Here is a 14,598-nt window from a genome sequence, read left to right on the forward strand (position 1 = left end):
ATCACGTGCGGATGGCATCCAGACTCAGCACCGGCTCCTCGCCCACAACTTCCGCGAAATGCACCAGGCCGGCCGGGATATGCACATACTCGCCGGTTCCCAGGATTACGATCTCCGCGCCGCTGCCGATGCGGAAGCGCCCGCTCAGCACCGCATCGATCTTGTCCACCGCGTGTGCATGGTCGTCGAAAAACGTGCCGGGCTCATAACGGTAAATACAGCAGGTATAACCGAGCGATTCCAACTTGCGGCGCAATGCGATTTCACTGAATTCGCCGTCGCGCGCCGGATCCCAACGTTGAATCCGTAACGCGGCCATGATGCCGGGGATGCTTGCCGTTCAGGCGGCAGCGCGATGATCAGATGGAACCCGCGGCGGGGGGGCGTGGAGCGCCATTCGATCCTTGAGCCAGGTGAACAGCAGATAAATTCCAGGCACGAATGCCAGGCTGTACGACAGCCACTCGCCATAGCGCCCCTCTGGGCCATACGGCTCTGAAAGGTTGTGCCAGTAATGATTGTCGAGGAAGGGCAGGGCCTGCGCCTCGCTGAATTCATGGAAGGCGTAGATCACCAGTTGAATGGAGAACAGCACCATGAAAATCGCCGTCACCCTGAAAAAACGCGACAGATTGACGCGATGGCCATAACGCGACCAGGCCCAGGCCATCGTTGCCGCGCACAGGACCCCCATCAACCCACCGGCCACCATGTGCACGGTGTCGCCCTCGGCGATCAACGCCGCCAGCATCGTGGCGGTCTCAATCCCTTCACGTCCGACCATGAGCAGGATGAAGACGAAGACCCCGATCGCCGCGGCAAGGGTGGTATTTGCGCTCATGCTCTGCAAACGGTTGGTGATCTCCTTCTTCATGCGCTTCCCATGCCGCAGCATGTGCACCGTGCAGGAGACGACCAATACCGACGCCAGCAACGCCAGATACCCCTCCCAGATGGGTGTCATGCCGCCGATGTGGGCCAGTACAATCCCCAGTGTCACGCTCATCAACACGGCGGTGACCACCCCCCAATTGATGGCCCGTAACAGTGGCCGGCGGCCGGTCTGAATGAGATAGGTCGCGCTGATGGCGACGATCAGGAAGGCCTCCAAGCCTTCGCGGAAGGTGATCATGAACGTTGGAAACACGTGACGTAATCTCGCGCTGATGTAATTACGCGTAATATTAAATGAGAATTATTACTAATTGCAACTACAAGCTCTATAAATCAATGTCGTGGTTGCTATGGGAGACGTAAAAATTAATGAATGATGGTGGAGCTGGGGGGGATCGAACCCCCGACCTTCGCATTGCGAACGCGACGCTCTCCCAGCTGAGCTACAGCCCCACTTGAGCGGGCGCATAGTGTAGCGATTCAACCCCGCAGGTGCCACTCCGTTTTGCACCGCGGCTTGGAATTTACGGCCTGGATTTTCCGATTACCGCCATCGCTGATCCGTGTACAATCGCGCCCCTGACCTGCACTGCTCATCCACCGGGATCATCAGTGCGGGTCGGTTCGGAGAGGTGGCCGAGTGGTCGAAGGCGCACGACTGGAAATCGTGTATATGTCCAAAAGACGTATCGAGGGTTCGAATCCCTCCCTCTCCGCCAATTCATGAAAGTTGCCGCAGCGCGTGAATTTTCATGAATCGGAAGAGGGAGACTCCCCAGTCCGCCCGATTCGCCGGGAGCGAATCGGAACGCCGCAAAATGGCGTCCGCAGGGCGAAGGCATGGACAGCCCGGAGTAATCCTCCTCCCCGTCAGAATCATGGTGGCCGCGCCGGTCCCCTCGCGACGCTACGTTGTGAATCCCGTCAGGCCCGGAAGGGAGCAGCGGTAGCAGCCGATGCGGGTGCCGGGGTGTGGCTGGCGTCGGCCGCCTCCTCATGCCATAGTTTACAGACAATTTCGGAGCAACTTTCGAGCACCGTGACGACATATTTGGCGGTAGTGATCCCATCATGAGCTATCAGGTTCTGGCCAGAAAATGGCGGCCCCGCCGCTTCGAGGACATGGTGGGGCAGCAGCATGTCCTGCAGGCGCTCATCAACGCCCTCGATCAAAACCGCCTGCATCACGCCTATCTCTTCACCGGCACGCGCGGCGTGGGCAAGACCACCCTGGCGCGCATCCTGGCCAAATCGCTCAACTGCGAGCAGGGCGTGAGTTCGCGTCCCTGTGGCCAATGCTCCGCCTGCCGTGAGATCGACGAGGGCCGCTTCGTGGATCTGATCGAAGTCGATGCCGCCTCGCGCACCAAGGTGGACGAGACCCGTGAGCTGTTGGAGAACGTCGTTTATGCGCCGACGCGCGGGCGCTACAAGGTGTACCTCATCGACGAGGTGCACATGTTCTCCAATCACAGTTTCAACGCGCTGCTGAAGACGCTGGAGGAGCCGCCGCCGCACATCAAATTCCTGCTGGCGACGACCGATCCAAAAAAACTGCCGGTAACGATCCTATCGCGCTGCCTGCAATTCAATTTGAAGCGCCTGACGGTGGCGCAGATCGAGGCGCAGTTGGAAAAAATATTGACGCAGGAGGGCATCGCGAACGACAAGACGGCGCGCCATCTGATCGCGGAGGCGGCGGACGGCAGCCTGCGCGACGCGTTGAGCCTGCTGGATCAGGCCATCTCCTACGGCGGCGGCGCGTTGCGCGAGCAGGAGGTCGCAACCATGCTGGGCGCCATCGATCGCCGGCAGGTCCATGAATTGCTGCGCCTGCTCGCCGAGCATGACGCCCCTGGCGCGCTGGCGCTGACCGCGCGCGTGGCGGAAACCAGCACGGATTTCTCCAGTGTGCTCGTGGAGATGCTGAGCCTGCTGCAGCGCGTGGCCGTGGTGCAGGCGCTGGGCGCGTCAGGGACGGCGGCCGACGTGGAGGATGATCCGCAGGTGCAGGAACTGGCCCGGAGACTCTCGCCCGAGGATACGCAACTTTATTACCAAATCGCCATGGTGGGCCGGCGTGATCTGCCGCTGGCGCCCGATCCGCATGGTGGTTTTGACATGGTGCTTTTGCGCATGCTGACCTTCCAGTTGCGGCCTGGTGCGCGAACCCATGCCAGTCCGGCGTCGTCCCCCGCTTCAAAAACTTCAGAAACTCCGGCTCCTCCATCGCCGGCGTTTGAGAGCGCGCCGGCCGCAGCCCGCGCGGAGCCGGCGGGAGAGTGGCAGGAAATGATCAACGAACTGGGATTGAATGGGCTGGTCCGCGAACTCGCGGCGCATTGCGTTTTTTTGGGGATCGACGGCGAGCAATTCCGCCTGGCGCTGCTGCCGGCACAGGCGCATCAGCGCAACCCCCGGATTGAATCGCGGCTGGAACAGGCCATACAGGATCGCTATGGCAAACATCTGAAGCTGGTGCTGTCGGTTCAGAGCCTGGCTGCGATTGAAACGCCGGCGCAGCAACGTGATCGCCGTGAGCAGGAGGCGCAGGCCGCCGCCGCCGCCGCCATCGAAAGCGACCCCAACGTCAAGGCGCTGCGGGAAAAGTTCGGTGCGGTGGTGGAGAACGCCACGCCGCAGCGCTCCGGGGCTTGAAGAGTGCACGTTATTTCTTTCAGGATATTGCCATGACGATGAAAGGTGCCTTGGGAAATTTGATGAAGCAGGCGCAGCAGATGCAGGAGAATCTGCAAAAAGCGCAGGAGGAGATCGCACGCATGGAGGTCATCGGCGAATCGGGCGCCGGCATGGTCAAGGTGACAATGACCGGCCGGCACGACGTGCGCCGGGTGGAAATCGATCCTGCGTTGCTCAAGGATGACAGGGGCATGCTGGAGGACTTGATCGCCGCCGCCGTCAACGACGCCGTGCGGCGCGTGGAACAGGCAAGCCAGCAGCGGCTGAGCGGGCTGACGACGGGGTTGAATCTACCGCCGGGCATGAAACTTCCTTTTTAAGAACCGGCGATTGGTCGCGTGAAGGACGTTCCACTATTGGAGCAGTTGATCGCCGCGTTACGCTGCCTGCCCGGCGTCGGGCAGAAGACGGCGCAACGCATGGCGTTTCACTTGCTGGAGCGTGACCGGCCCGCCGGTCGTACGCTGGCAAGCACGCTGGCAGCGGCGATGGAAAAGATCGGCAACTGCAGCCGCTGCCGCAACTTCAATGAAACCCCGCTGTGCCGCTTGTGCGCGGGCGACAAACGCGATCCATCACTTCTGTGCGTGGTCGAAAGTCCGGCGGACGTGGCCAGTATCGAACAGGCGGCGGATTACCGCGGCCTGTATTTCGTCCTGATGGGCAAGCTCTCGCCGCTGGACGGCGTGCGGCCGGAAGACCTGGGCATGGAACAACTCAATGAACGTCTCGGCGAAGGCACCGTTAACGAAGTCATCCTCGCCACCAGCGCCACCATGGAGGGCGAGGCCACCGCGCACTACATCAGCCAGATGGCGCGCAGTCACGGCGTCCGCGCCACCCGCATTGCGCACGGTATTCCGTTGGGCGGCGAGCTCGGCTACATCGATGGCGGCACGCTGTCACACGCCATCTCCAGCCGCCGCGACATATAGCAGATTGACGCAAAACTACTGCGGAGCCCGTCTGCGTTGTTGCTGCTCGCTCAAAAGCTCGCCGTACTGCCTTTGTACTGTCTCACTTTTTCGCTCGCGGCGCCTAGCAGCCGGGCTTCCTCAAAACGTTTTGCGTCAATCTGCTGATTGTTATCACGCCGTCGATGGATTAAGGCGGCGCTGCAGATAGGCGACGCGCAACGGCGCCGGCGGATGCGAGTCGTGATAGGCGGAGTAGAGCGGGTCCGGCGTCAGCGTATTGGCATTCTCCCGGTACAGCTTCACCAGCGCCCGCACCAGCGCGCGGCCGTCGCTTTGTTCAATTGCATAATCATCAGCCTCAAACTCATGCCGCCGCGACATCCAGGCGCCGAGCGGTTGCAGCAGGAACGTGAAGTGCGGGCTGATGAGCAGGAAGATCATCAACGCGGCGTGCGCGGAAGATTGCGATATCCCCACGCCGGCGTAAAACCACGGCTGCACAATCAGCCAGCCCAGGATGGCCAGTCCCGCCAGGCTGAGCGCCGCCATCAGCAACAGACGCTTGATGACGTGGCGGCGGCGGAAGTGGCCCAGTTCGTGCGCCAGCACCGCCTCTATTTCCTCCGGAGCCAGTTCCTTGAGCAGCGTGTCGAAAAACACGATGCGCTTGTGGCGTCCGAAGCCGGTGAAGTAAGCGTTGCCGTGGCTGGAGCGTTTGGAGCCGTCCATCACGAACACCCCGTCGGAGGTGAATCCGGTGCGACGGAGCAGCGCCTCAATGCGTTGCACCAGCCCCAGGTCGGCAAGCGGACTGAAACGGTTGAACAAGGGCGCGATTATTGCGGGATATGCCCACTGCATGAGCAGATTGAATCCCATCCACAAGGCCCAGACTTTGAGCCACCACCAGGCGCCGGCCAGCTGCATCAACCACAGCACCCCCGCGGCGAACGGCCCGCCCAGGATCAGCAGCAATATGGCGCTCTTGAGCATATCGCCGATGAAGGTGACCGGCGTGGTGCGATTGAAACCGAAGCGCTGTTCGATTACAAAGGTGCGGTAGATCGACGCCGGCAGATCGAGCAGGGCCATGAGCAGGAAGGCCGAGAGCAGGAAGGCGACGCCCAGCGCGAGTGGTGAATGCAACCAACCGCGCCAGAATTGATCAAGCAGGTTGAGGCCGCCGCCGAGCGTCCAGGCCAGCAGCAGCAGGACGCCGATGGTGGACTCGATCATGCCGAAGCGGATGCGGGCGACGTTATAATCAGCGGCCTTCTGGTGGGCGGCCAGCGGGATGAAGGTTTCGAAGGCCGGTGGCACGCGGTCGCGATGGGCGAGAATGCGCCGGATCTGGCGGCGGTCCAGCCACAGTTGCACCACCCAGTGCAGGCCCAGCGCGCTGATGAAAATTAACGAAAATGTATTCATGATGATAAGGGGGAGCGGTGTATGGCGGCGTCTGCCGGCAATTTAATCTGGATCGATCTGGAGATGACCGGTCTTAATCCGGATCGGGATTATATCATCGAGATCGCCACGCTCGTGACCGACGCGCAGTTGAACATCATCGCCGAGGGACCGGTCATCGCGATCCATCAGGATGACACGGTGCTGAATGCCATGGACGCCTGGAACACGGCGCAACACAACAAATCCGGACTGGTCAAGCGCGTGCGCGAGAGCGCGTTGCGCGAAGCCGATGCCGAGCAGCAGACACTGGCGTTCCTGAGCCAGCACGCGCTGCCCAATACCTCACCCATGTGCGGCAACAGCATCTGCCAGGATCGGCGCTTTCTCCACCGCCACATGCCCGCGCTGGAAAAATTTTTCCATTACCGCAATCTCGACGTCAGCACCATCAAGATCCTGGCCAAGCATTGGGCGCCGGCCATGCCGGCCTTCGAGAAGGAATCCGTGCATCTGGCGCTGGACGACATTCGGGATTCGGTCGCGGAACTCAAACACTACCGTACACATTTCTTCAAATGTTGAGACGGCCCTGACATGGCTGCCAATGATCCGGTGTTGCCACGCGCGCTGTATCGCGCAGCGCAGGTGCGCGAACTGGATCATGCCGCGATTGAAAAACACAAAATCCCGGGCGGCGCGCTGATGGAGCGCGCCGGCGAGGCGGCATTTGCCGTTCTGTGCCAACTCTGGCCGGGAGCGAAACGGATATTGGTGTGCAGCGGTGCCGGCCAAAACGGCGGCGACGGCTTCGTCGTGGCGCGCCTGGCGCAGACCGCGGGATTGCAGGCCACGGTGGCCGTGATCGGCAAACCCAAAAGCATCCGAGGCGACGCACTGGCCAACCTTGAGTGCCTGCGCAAGACGAAGGTTTCAATGACCGAATGGAAACCGGAGCTGTTGAACGATGCCGATGTAATAGTAGACGCATTGTTGGGCACGGGGCTGGATAGACCTGTTTCCGGCCGCATGGCGGAGGTGATTACGGCGATCAACGCCTGCGGGAAGCCCGTGCTGGCCGTCGATGTGCCGTCAGGTTTGAACGCCGACACCGGCCAGCCGCGGGGCGCGGCGATCCAGGCGCAGGCGACGGTGACTTTCGTCGGCATGAAGGCGGGATTGCTGACCGGCAGCGGGCCGGATTACTGCGGGCGCATTAATTTTGCCGATCTCGGTATTCCGGCGGCGGTGTACGACGCCGTACCACCGGCTGTCACGCGAATCAGCCGTTCCGATGGCGTGCATCATCTCCCGCGCCGGGCGCGCGCCAGCCACAAGGGGCATTTCGGCCATGTGCTGGTGATCGGCGGCGATCATGGCTACGCCGGCGCCGTGCGCATGGCAGCCGAGGCCGCGGGTCGTATCGGCAGCGGTTTGGTGAGCGTGGCCACCCAGCCTGCGCATGCCCCCATGATCAGCGCGGCGCGGCCGGAGATCATGGCGCACGGTGTCGCGGATCGGCGCGCACTGGGGCCGCTCCTCAAGAATGCAACTGTGATCGCCCTGGGTCCCGGTTTGGGACAATCGGACTGGGCGCAGGATTTGCTGGGCGCGGCGCTGGAGCAGAAATTACCGCTGGTGGTCGACGCCGATGCGCTCAATTTAATCGCACTCGATCCCATCACGCGCACCGACTGGGTGCTGACGCCGCATCCCGGCGAGGCCGCCCGTCTGCTGCGCACCGACACGGCGGCGGTGCAGGCCGATCGCTATGCCGCCGCCCAGGCGGTGCGCGAACGTTACGGTGGTGTTTGCGTGCTCAAGGGCTGCGGCACGATTGTCGCCACGCCGGACGGCCTGCACGTTTGCGATGCCGGCAATCCGGGCATGGCCAGCGGCGGCATGGGCGACGTGCTGACCGGCGTGATTGCCGGCCTGCTGGCGCAGGGGCTGTCAATCAGCGACGCCGCCAGGCACGGCGTGTGCGTGCACGCCGAGGCGGCGGATCAGGCGGCGGCACAGGGCGGCGAGCGTGGCATGCTGGCGACTGATCTCATGACCTGGCTCCGTCGGCTGGTCAATTGAAAACGATGGTGATTCGCTCGGCGCGGGCGATGGAGTCCCTCGGCCGGCGCCTGGCGGCGGTGACAGCGCCCGGCGCCGTCATTTTTCTGCAAGGCGAACTCGGTGCCGGCAAGACGACGCTGGTGCGCGGTTTTCTGCGGGCATTGGGCGTGATCTCGGCGGTGAAAAGCCCCACCTACACGCTGGTTGAGCCGTACTCGACCGCCGCCGGTCCGGTGATGCACGTCGATTTGTACCGCCTCAAGGATCCCCGGGAACTGGAGTACAGCGGCCTGCGCGATCATTTCAATGGCGAGACCATCTGCCTCATCGAATGGCCGGAGCGGGGTGAGGGTGTCTTGCCTGTTCCTGATTTGCGCATAGGAATCGACAAGCAGCTTGGAAATACGCGCGCGCTCACCCTCGGTGCAGAAACAATAGGTGGGGCAAGGAGTTATGCAGAATTTGTCTCTGCGGATAAAGTTAAAAATACTTGATATTCAATAAGTTATTACAATGTCATAATAAATACTTGAAAAAAACCGCGTATCAGATAAAAATCTATATGGAGATCAAAGAGAAATCTATAAGGCCTCATGCGCTTTCTGGTTTTATTTTTCGCACTTATCCCTGCGCTTTGCCCCGCGGCCAGCGTCGACGTGCAACGTATGCGCGTCTGGCCCGCGCCGGACAACACCCGCGTCGTCTTCGACATGAGCGGCCCGGTCAAATACGAAATCTTCACCATTCCCGATCCGAACCGCGTGGTCATCGACGTCGATCAAGCGCAGGTCATCGCCCCGCTCAACAAACCCGGCGGTGATCTACGGCTGCTGAAGGGAGTGCGTTGGGGCGAGCGTCCGGGCGGCGGATTGCGCATGGTGCTGGATGTCGCCCATCCCGTACAGGTGCGCACCGCCATGCTCAACCCGAACCAGCAATATGGACATCGCCTGCTGGTGGATTTGGTGGAACAGGCGCGGGCATCGGATGTCGCGCCCTTTGCGGGCACGCCGCTCAAGGCACAACCACTGACACTCGCATCGGCCGCGCCGTCGCTGTCACCGGCTCTCTCCGCCACCCGGTCGGTCAGCGCCGACAACGGCTCGCGCGACATCGTGGTGGCCGTGGATGCCGGCCATGGCGGCGACGACCCCGGCGCCACCGGCAGCAACGGCACCCGGGAAAAGGACATTACCCTCAGCATCGCCCGCCGTCTGGCAGGAATCATCAATCAGCAGAAGGGCATGCGCGCCGTGCTGACCCGCAATGGCGATTATTTCATTCCGCTGCGCGAGCGCATGGACAAGGCGCGCGAACAGAAGGCCGATCTATTCGTCTCCATACACGCCGATTCCTATCGTGATCCGCGCACCCGCGGCTCGTCGGTGTACGTGCTGTCGCAGCGCGGCGCCAGCAGCGAGGCTGCGCGCTGGCTGGCGGACCAGGAAAATGCCTCCGATCTGGTCGGCGGCGTGACTCTGGACGACAAGGACGCGCAACTCAAATCCGTGCTGCTCGATTTGTCGCAGACCGCCGCCATCGAGGCGAGCGTGAATGTCGCCGGCAAGGTGCTGACCGAACTGGACGACGTCGGCAACGTGCATCACCGCGAGGTGCAGCATGCCGGCTTTGTGGTACTCAAGTCTCCCGATATCCCCTCCATATTGATTGAAACCGCCTACATCACCAATCCGCAGGAAGAAAAGAAATTGCGCAGCGCCGATCATCAGCAGGCGCTGGCACAGGCCATCGCCGAGGGCGTGCAACACTACTTCGAGGACAACCCACCGACCGGCACGTTCATGGCGCAGTTGCGCCAGAGCCGCATGACCGCTGCCCGTTAACCCATCCGTTTGAACCCGCCATTTGCGCGTGGTTTAATTTCCGGCGTTTCAAATTAGCTTGTGCCCTGTTTATATTGCCGGGCGCGGCAAAATCAATGTGTTGTAAACGTAGCGCAGGATTATGCGGCGTTTAGTGCCAGAAGAATATATGGCGAAGGTGAAATCTAATTTATAGTTGGGCGTCACTTCAAGACCCAGTGGTTCTGACCAGGCAGTTCGAAAGGAGTGCGACATGATCGGTGTAGTCGTGACGTTTCGCTACGGAAACAATTTTGATGAGCAAGCCGTGCGGAAGATTGCCGAGACCGCTCGCGCAAGGTTTGAAGGGATGCCGGGGCTTCGCTCAAAGGCCTTCGCGTTCAATGCCGGAAAGCGCGAGGCCACGAACTTCTATGTCTGGGATTCAGAGGATGCTGCCAAGGCGTTCTTCACCGATCAATTGCTCGAGCGCGTGACAGGTCTCTATGGCGTGCGCCCCACCGTCGAGTTCGTGCAGATTGCCACGCTCGTGGAGAACACACGCACGTGACATGGTCCAGGGATGACGCCCAACCCTTCGTTGCACCCGCCCGCTAAACCTGTGTCATCTAAATCAAATTATGCTTAAAAGCCGGCCATGAGCGAAACCCCTGTCAACCCGAGATTGGCAGGCAAATGGAGGAGCACGTAAGCAGGGGACGTACCACATTTCTCCTTACTAATGCAAAAGACCATGCGCATTCAAAAAAGATTATGGGTTGCAGTATGCGCGGCACTACTTGCTGCTTCTGCTGTAGCTGTAGATTCGAAGCAAAGTTTCGAGAACCGGTGCGGGTGGTTTGTTAATCCGACACCGGCAAACGTGTCGCTGATTGACCGAGATGGCGAATGGATCATCGGCATACAAGGTGGCCATCAAGCCGAAGGCGATTGGCCCAGGTTCAAACGGAACCAATGGGTCGAGCAGAACGGCAGCTACGGCTACGGCTGCGCGTGTCTCAAGGTCATCGTGGACAAGGACACACATGAGGTGGTCCAAATCGATTCCGCCTCCGCCCGTCCGCTTGACAGTTGCCGGCAAGACCCTGCGCTGAAGGAGCCGAAATAGAGTTGTCATGCGGTTATGGACGCTGCACCCCCGGTATCTCGATCCGCAAGGTCTTGTCGCCTTGTGGCGGGAGGCGCTGCTGGCGCAGGCTGTTCTCCGGGGACGCACGCGCGGCTATACGCATCATCCTCAACTGGCTCGTTTCCGGTCTTCTGGAACACCGGGCGGTTCCATTGCGGCGTATCTTCGCGTCGTTCACGAAGAGGCGACGCGGAGGGGATACCGTTTTGACGCGAAGAAAATCGCGCGCGGCAGCCGGGTTAAATCCATTTCGGCCACAAAGGGCCAGCTCGCTTATGAATGGAAGCATCTCAGGGCAAAATTGCGCCGCCGCGCTCCGTCCTGGATGGCCACATTGAAGCCGCGATCCCTTCCCGCACCCCACCCTCTATTTCGCATCATTCCTGGCGGCGTGGCTGAGTGGGAAGTCATCAAGCCCGACAAGCCAGCCAACCTGACGCTGCGCAGGCATCGCGTCAGATAGCTTTCCCGGCGAATGACTCAAGTCGTGCTGTGCAAGGAGGGTGTGTTGGCGGTAGCATAGTTTCATGTTGAAGGAACGGTCGCGCATCCGGCTTTTACCGGAGGCGCTCATCAATCAAATCGCCGCCGGCGAAGTCATCGAGCGGCCCGCCTCGGTCGTCAAGGAACTCATCGAGAACAGTCTGGATGCGGGCTGCATGCAGATCGAAATCGATTGTGAGCAGGCCGGTCTGCGTCTCATCCGGGTGACGGACGACGGTCATGGCATCGAGCCGGAAGATCTGCCGCTGGCGCTGTGCCGCCACGCCACCAGCAAGCTGCAGTCCTTCGCCGATTTGAGTCATCTGAATACGCTGGGCTTTCGTGGCGAGGCGTTGCCGAGCATCGGTTCCGTCGCCAAATTGGCGGTTACTTCCCGTGGTATGGGACTAGAGGCCGCCTGGCGGGTGCGCGTGGCGGGCGACGCCAGCGTGCAGGGGCCGGAACCCGCCGCGCATAATCCGGGCACCACGGTCGAGGCGCGGGAATTGTTTTTCAATGCCCCGGCGCGGCGACGCTTTGTGCGCAGCGAGCGCACGGAGTTTTTGCATATCGAGGATCGCACGCGAACGGCGGCGCTCGGCGCCTTTCACGTGGGCTTCCGGCTGGTTCACAACCGCCAGACCATCCTGAAGTTGCGCGCGGCGGATACCGAGGCCTTGCAACGCGAGCGCCTGGTCAAACTCTGTGGCGCCGGATTCATGGCGACTGCGCACGCCGTCGAGGCGCTGGTGGAGGATTTGCGCCTATGGGGCTGGATCGCACCCGCAGAGGCGGCGCGCAATCAGAGCGACGTGCAACATCTATTCATCAATCACCGTCCGGTGCGCGACCCCAGGCTGCAACACGCCATCCGGCTGGCCTATCAGGATCGGCTCGCACCGGGCCGCCATCCAGCCTATGTGCTGTATTTGATTATGAACCCGGCCGATCTCGATGTGAACGTGCACCCGGCCAAGACCGAAGTGCGTTTTCACGACGTGCGGCGGGCGCATGATTTTGTGTTGAGCGGATTGCGCAACGCTCTGGAGCAGGGCGGTGCGGGGCGGCGGGTTTTTCTGCCGCCTTTGCCAACGCGCGCGACCCCCCCCGTCCCTGTTGTCGCCGAAACGCGGGCTGAATATGAAACAACGGACATTCGATCCGAACGCGAACGTCCGCGTGATTTGGAAGTGGTGGCCGGGCGCTATCTGTTGTCCGTGAGCGGTGATGATCTCATCATCAGCGATCTGTGGCGCGCTTTCGGCGACTTGAAGCGCCTGCGTCTGCAGCGGGCCGCGGCGGGGGGCGATATCGCGGCGCAGCCGCTGCTGTTCCCGGCGAACGTCGCCGTCGAGGAACAACACCTGGAGTGGCTGGCGACGTACGGCTCCCGGCTGCGGCGGATTGGCTTTGACGTGGAGCCTGCCGGACCGCGCGCCCTGCTTGTGCGCGGATTGCCGGCGGCACTGCGCGATGTGGAGGCATCGGCACTGATGCGACAGTTTGTCGGAACCACTCTGGATGATTTACAAGCTGATGACGCCTTGATCGAGATGCTGGCGGATATGTCCGCGACGGCCACGCCGATCAAGAGCGTAGCGCGGGCGCGGGCCTTGCTGCGCGATCTGGCGCAGGAGGAAGGTGCCGACATCGGGCGCAGCCAGCGGCGGGCGACTGTCGAGGAATTGCTGTCATTGCTTAAAACCTCCGGCTAGAAGCCGTCATGGCGCGTCACGTTCGTTCGCCCGCCATATTTCTGATGGGCCCCACCGGGGCGGGCAAGACGGCGCTGGCGGTGGAACTGGCCGCGTATCTGCCGTGCGAGATCATCAGCGTCGACTCGGCGATGATCTATCGTGGCATGGACATCGGCACCGCCAAACCGGACGCGGATGTCCTGGCGCGCGCGCCGCACCGGCTGATTGGTATTCGCGATCCCGTCGAATCATACTCCGCCGCCGAATTCCGCCGTGATGCGCTTGCGGCCATGGGTGAAATCACCGCACAGGGCCGGATTCCCCTGCTGGTGGGTGGCACCGGGCTTTATTTCCGCGCGTTGGAACGGGGGTTGTCACAATTACCACAAGCCAACACCGCAGTGCGGGAGCGCCTGCAGGCCGAGCAGGAGCGAGCCGGACTGGCGGCCTTGCATCGCCGGCTGGCGAAGGTGGACCCCGAATCCGCGCGCCGCATCCATCCCAATGACAGTCAGCGCATCCTGCGCGCGCTGGAAGTATTTGAGTTGACCGGCCGGCCTTTGTCCGAGGGTTTCCGCGACCGGCGCGGGCCGGAGTGTCCCTACCGGTTGATCAAACTGATACTGGCCCCGGCCGAGCGGGGCTGGCTGCATGCGCGCGCGGCGCAGCGGTTTCACGACATGCTCAAGGCGGGATTCATCGATGAAGTGAAAAGATTGCACGCGCGCGGCGATTTGCATCCCGCCCTGCCGTCCATGCGCGTTGTAGGCTACCGGCAGGCGTGGCGCTATTGCGCGGGCGAGGACGACCTTGCCGCCATGACCGAAAAAGCCATTACCGCCACGCGCCAACTGGCGAAACGGCAGCTCACCTGGTTGCGTGATGAGACCGACGCGCACTGGCTGGCGGCTGATCAGGAGGCAGCGGCGTTGACGGCAATGGCCGTGAAAATCCTGCGGCAGGAATTGGAGCCGGTTCAATAATATCAATGTGATGTCTGGTGTCCGCGGGCAGTTCTACGCCATGCAAAATACGGTGTATAATTAATATAATATATAGCGTGCATTGAGATAAGTCCTTGGCTGCGGAGAAAAAATATAGTCCCGGCGCGCCATAAAATCAGGGAAGATTCGGCGGCGCGGATAATAATAAGAAGGAGAACAACCCATGAGTAAAGGACAATCGTTGCAGGAACCCTTTTTAAACGCGCTACGCAAAGAGCATGTGCCGGTGTCGATTTATCTTGTCAATGGCATCAAATTGCAGGGGCAGATCGAATCCTTTGACCAGTTTGTCATCCTGTTGAAGAATTCCGTCAGCCAGATGGTCTACAAGCACGCGGTTTCGACCGTCGTCCCGGCGCGCAATGTCAAACTGCCGCGTTCCGATGAGGAACAGCCGCCGGCGCCGATGTGAGCCGATGACACCGGCCATAATCCCGTTGATGTGACACGGCGCTTTTCTTACAACGCCGGCGATTG

16 protein-coding genes, 2 tRNA genes and 1 other RNA gene are annotated in these 14,598 nt (G+C 61.3%); 15 read left to right on the top strand and 4 right to left on the bottom strand.

The window, feature by feature from the left end; all coding sequences use genetic code 11:
- Nucleotide 1: 1 nt before the first annotated feature.
- The 3 genes from VMH34_03700 to VMH34_03710 all read right to left on the bottom strand — a co-directional run bounded on the left by VMH34_03700 (nucleotide 2) and on the right by VMH34_03710 (nucleotide 1,347).
- Nucleotides 2-319, bottom strand: a complete 318-nt coding sequence (locus VMH34_03700) for a cupin domain-containing protein (GenBank protein ID HTT07877.1) — start codon at nucleotides 317-319, stop codon at nucleotides 2-4.
- A 21-nt stretch (nucleotides 320-340) separates the two neighbouring features.
- Entirely contained in the window at nucleotides 341-1,147 is an 807-nt protein-coding gene (locus VMH34_03705; protein HTT07878.1) for an FTR1 family protein, read from the bottom strand.
- Between the two features lie 124 nt (nucleotides 1,148-1,271).
- A tRNA-Ala gene (locus tag VMH34_03710) sits at nucleotides 1,272-1,347 on the bottom strand.
- A 173-nt stretch (nucleotides 1,348-1,520) separates the two neighbouring features.
- On the opposite strand from VMH34_03710, the gene VMH34_03715 reads away from it, so the two are divergent.
- The 5 genes from VMH34_03715 (at nucleotide 1,521) to recR (ending at nucleotide 4,529) form a co-directional block, all read left to right on the top strand.
- Nucleotides 1,521-1,613 (top strand) — tRNA-Ser (locus VMH34_03715).
- A 169-nt stretch (nucleotides 1,614-1,782) separates the two neighbouring features.
- Nucleotides 1,783-1,879: signal recognition particle sRNA small type (gene ffs / locus VMH34_03720), an RNA gene on the top strand.
- 86 nt (nucleotides 1,880-1,965) lie between these two features.
- Nucleotides 1,966-3,552 carry a DNA polymerase III subunit gamma/tau gene (dnaX, locus tag VMH34_03725; protein ID HTT07879.1) on the top strand — a complete coding sequence of 529 codons (1,587 nt, stop codon included), beginning with the start codon at nucleotides 1,966-1,968 and terminating at the stop codon, nucleotides 3,550-3,552.
- Between the two features lie 32 nt (nucleotides 3,553-3,584).
- Complete coding sequence (locus tag VMH34_03730) at nucleotides 3,585-3,914, top strand: YbaB/EbfC family nucleoid-associated protein (protein ID HTT07880.1); 330 nt, start codon at nucleotides 3,585-3,587, stop codon at nucleotides 3,912-3,914.
- An 18-nt stretch (nucleotides 3,915-3,932) separates the two neighbouring features.
- Nucleotides 3,933-4,529 carry a recombination mediator RecR gene (gene recR, locus VMH34_03735; protein ID HTT07881.1) on the top strand — a complete coding sequence of 199 codons (597 nt, stop codon included), beginning with the start codon at nucleotides 3,933-3,935 and terminating at the stop codon, nucleotides 4,527-4,529.
- Nucleotides 4,530-4,682: 153 nt separating this feature from the next.
- Here recR and VMH34_03740 read toward each other — a convergent pair whose 3' ends face one another.
- Nucleotides 4,683-5,939, bottom strand: a complete 1,257-nt coding sequence (locus VMH34_03740; GenBank protein ID HTT07882.1) for a M48 family metallopeptidase — start codon at nucleotides 5,937-5,939, stop codon at nucleotides 4,683-4,685.
- A gap of 21 nt (nucleotides 5,940-5,960) precedes the next feature.
- On the opposite strand from VMH34_03740, the gene orn reads away from it, so the two are divergent.
- The 10 genes from orn (at nucleotide 5,961) to hfq (ending at nucleotide 14,533) form a co-directional block, all read left to right on the top strand.
- On the top strand, nucleotides 5,961-6,503 hold the full coding sequence (gene orn / locus VMH34_03745; protein HTT07883.1) for an oligoribonuclease: 543 nt from the start codon (nucleotides 5,961-5,963) through the stop codon (nucleotides 6,501-6,503).
- Between the two features lie 12 nt (nucleotides 6,504-6,515).
- The gene (locus tag VMH34_03750; protein ID HTT07884.1) at nucleotides 6,516-8,003 is read left to right on the top strand and encodes an NAD(P)H-hydrate dehydratase; all 1,488 of its coding nucleotides are present in this window, start codon (nucleotides 6,516-6,518) and stop codon (nucleotides 8,001-8,003) included.
- Nucleotides 8,004-8,008: 5 nt separating this feature from the next.
- Nucleotides 8,009-8,479 (top strand): tRNA (adenosine(37)-N6)-threonylcarbamoyltransferase complex ATPase subunit type 1 TsaE, encoded by a 471-nt coding sequence (gene tsaE, locus VMH34_03755; protein HTT07885.1) that lies wholly within the window; start codon nucleotides 8,009-8,011, stop codon nucleotides 8,477-8,479.
- A gap of 171 nt (nucleotides 8,480-8,650) precedes the next feature.
- Nucleotides 8,651-9,829 (top strand): N-acetylmuramoyl-L-alanine amidase, encoded by a 1,179-nt coding sequence (locus VMH34_03760; protein ID HTT07886.1) that lies wholly within the window; start codon nucleotides 8,651-8,653, stop codon nucleotides 9,827-9,829.
- A 232-nt stretch (nucleotides 9,830-10,061) separates the two neighbouring features.
- Nucleotides 10,062-10,358, top strand: coding sequence for a hypothetical protein (locus tag VMH34_03765; protein ID HTT07887.1), 297 nt, complete (start codon nucleotides 10,062-10,064; stop codon nucleotides 10,356-10,358).
- A gap of 171 nt (nucleotides 10,359-10,529) precedes the next feature.
- A complete protein-coding gene (locus VMH34_03770; GenBank protein ID HTT07888.1) occupies nucleotides 10,530-10,916 on the top strand; it encodes a DUF4087 domain-containing protein in 387 nt (128 codons plus the stop codon).
- Between the two features lie 7 nt (nucleotides 10,917-10,923).
- Entirely contained in the window at nucleotides 10,924-11,400 is a 477-nt protein-coding gene (locus tag VMH34_03775) for a pyrimidine dimer DNA glycosylase/endonuclease V (GenBank protein ID HTT07889.1), read from the top strand.
- A gap of 64 nt (nucleotides 11,401-11,464) precedes the next feature.
- Complete coding sequence (gene mutL, locus VMH34_03780) at nucleotides 11,465-13,135, top strand: DNA mismatch repair endonuclease MutL (protein HTT07890.1); 1,671 nt, start codon at nucleotides 11,465-11,467, stop codon at nucleotides 13,133-13,135.
- 8 nt (nucleotides 13,136-13,143) lie between these two features.
- Nucleotides 13,144-14,100, top strand: a complete 957-nt coding sequence (miaA, locus tag VMH34_03785; protein HTT07891.1) for a tRNA (adenosine(37)-N6)-dimethylallyltransferase MiaA — start codon at nucleotides 13,144-13,146, stop codon at nucleotides 14,098-14,100.
- 184 nt (nucleotides 14,101-14,284) lie between these two features.
- Nucleotides 14,285-14,533, top strand: coding sequence for an RNA chaperone Hfq (hfq, locus tag VMH34_03790; GenBank protein HTT07892.1), 249 nt, complete (start codon nucleotides 14,285-14,287; stop codon nucleotides 14,531-14,533).
- Nucleotides 14,534-14,598: the final 65 nt, after the last annotated feature.

It is taken from the genome of Gammaproteobacteria bacterium (genome assembly GCA_035501935.1).
In the GTDB taxonomy this organism is placed as follows: Bacteria; Pseudomonadota; Gammaproteobacteria; order JAJPIJ01; family JAJPIJ01; genus JAJPIJ01.

What these genes read in the sequence shown, in the direction of transcription:
- hfq (HTT07892.1), top strand. Translation starts at nt 14,285, where the DNA reads ATGAGTAAAGGACAATCGTTGCAGGAACCCTTTTTAAACGCGCTACGC.
- miaA (HTT07891.1), top strand. Translation starts at nt 13,144, where the DNA reads ATGGCGCGTCACGTTCGTTCGCCCGCCATATTTCTGATGGGCCCCACC.
- mutL (HTT07890.1), top strand. Translation starts at nt 11,465, where the DNA reads ATGTTGAAGGAACGGTCGCGCATCCGGCTTTTACCGGAGGCGCTCATC.
- VMH34_03700 (HTT07877.1), bottom strand. Translation starts at nt 319, where the DNA reads ATGGCCGCGTTACGGATTCAACGTTGGGATCCGGCGCGCGACGGCGAA.
- VMH34_03770 (HTT07888.1), top strand. Translation starts at nt 10,530, where the DNA reads ATGCAAAAGACCATGCGCATTCAAAAAAGATTATGGGTTGCAGTATGC.
- VMH34_03750 (HTT07884.1), top strand. Translation starts at nt 6,516, where the DNA reads ATGGCTGCCAATGATCCGGTGTTGCCACGCGCGCTGTATCGCGCAGCG.
- VMH34_03765 (HTT07887.1), top strand. Translation starts at nt 10,062, where the DNA reads ATGATCGGTGTAGTCGTGACGTTTCGCTACGGAAACAATTTTGATGAG.
- tsaE (HTT07885.1), top strand. Translation starts at nt 8,009, where the DNA reads ATGGTGATTCGCTCGGCGCGGGCGATGGAGTCCCTCGGCCGGCGCCTG.
- dnaX (HTT07879.1), top strand. Translation starts at nt 1,966, where the DNA reads ATGAGCTATCAGGTTCTGGCCAGAAAATGGCGGCCCCGCCGCTTCGAG.
- VMH34_03760 (HTT07886.1), top strand. Translation starts at nt 8,651, where the DNA reads ATGCGCGTCTGGCCCGCGCCGGACAACACCCGCGTCGTCTTCGACATG.
- VMH34_03775 (HTT07889.1), top strand. Translation starts at nt 10,924, where the DNA reads ATGCGGTTATGGACGCTGCACCCCCGGTATCTCGATCCGCAAGGTCTT.
- VMH34_03730 (HTT07880.1), top strand. Translation starts at nt 3,585, where the DNA reads ATGACGATGAAAGGTGCCTTGGGAAATTTGATGAAGCAGGCGCAGCAG.
- VMH34_03740 (HTT07882.1), bottom strand. Translation starts at nt 5,939, where the DNA reads ATGAATACATTTTCGTTAATTTTCATCAGCGCGCTGGGCCTGCACTGG.
- orn (HTT07883.1), top strand. Translation starts at nt 5,961, where the DNA reads ATGGCGGCGTCTGCCGGCAATTTAATCTGGATCGATCTGGAGATGACC.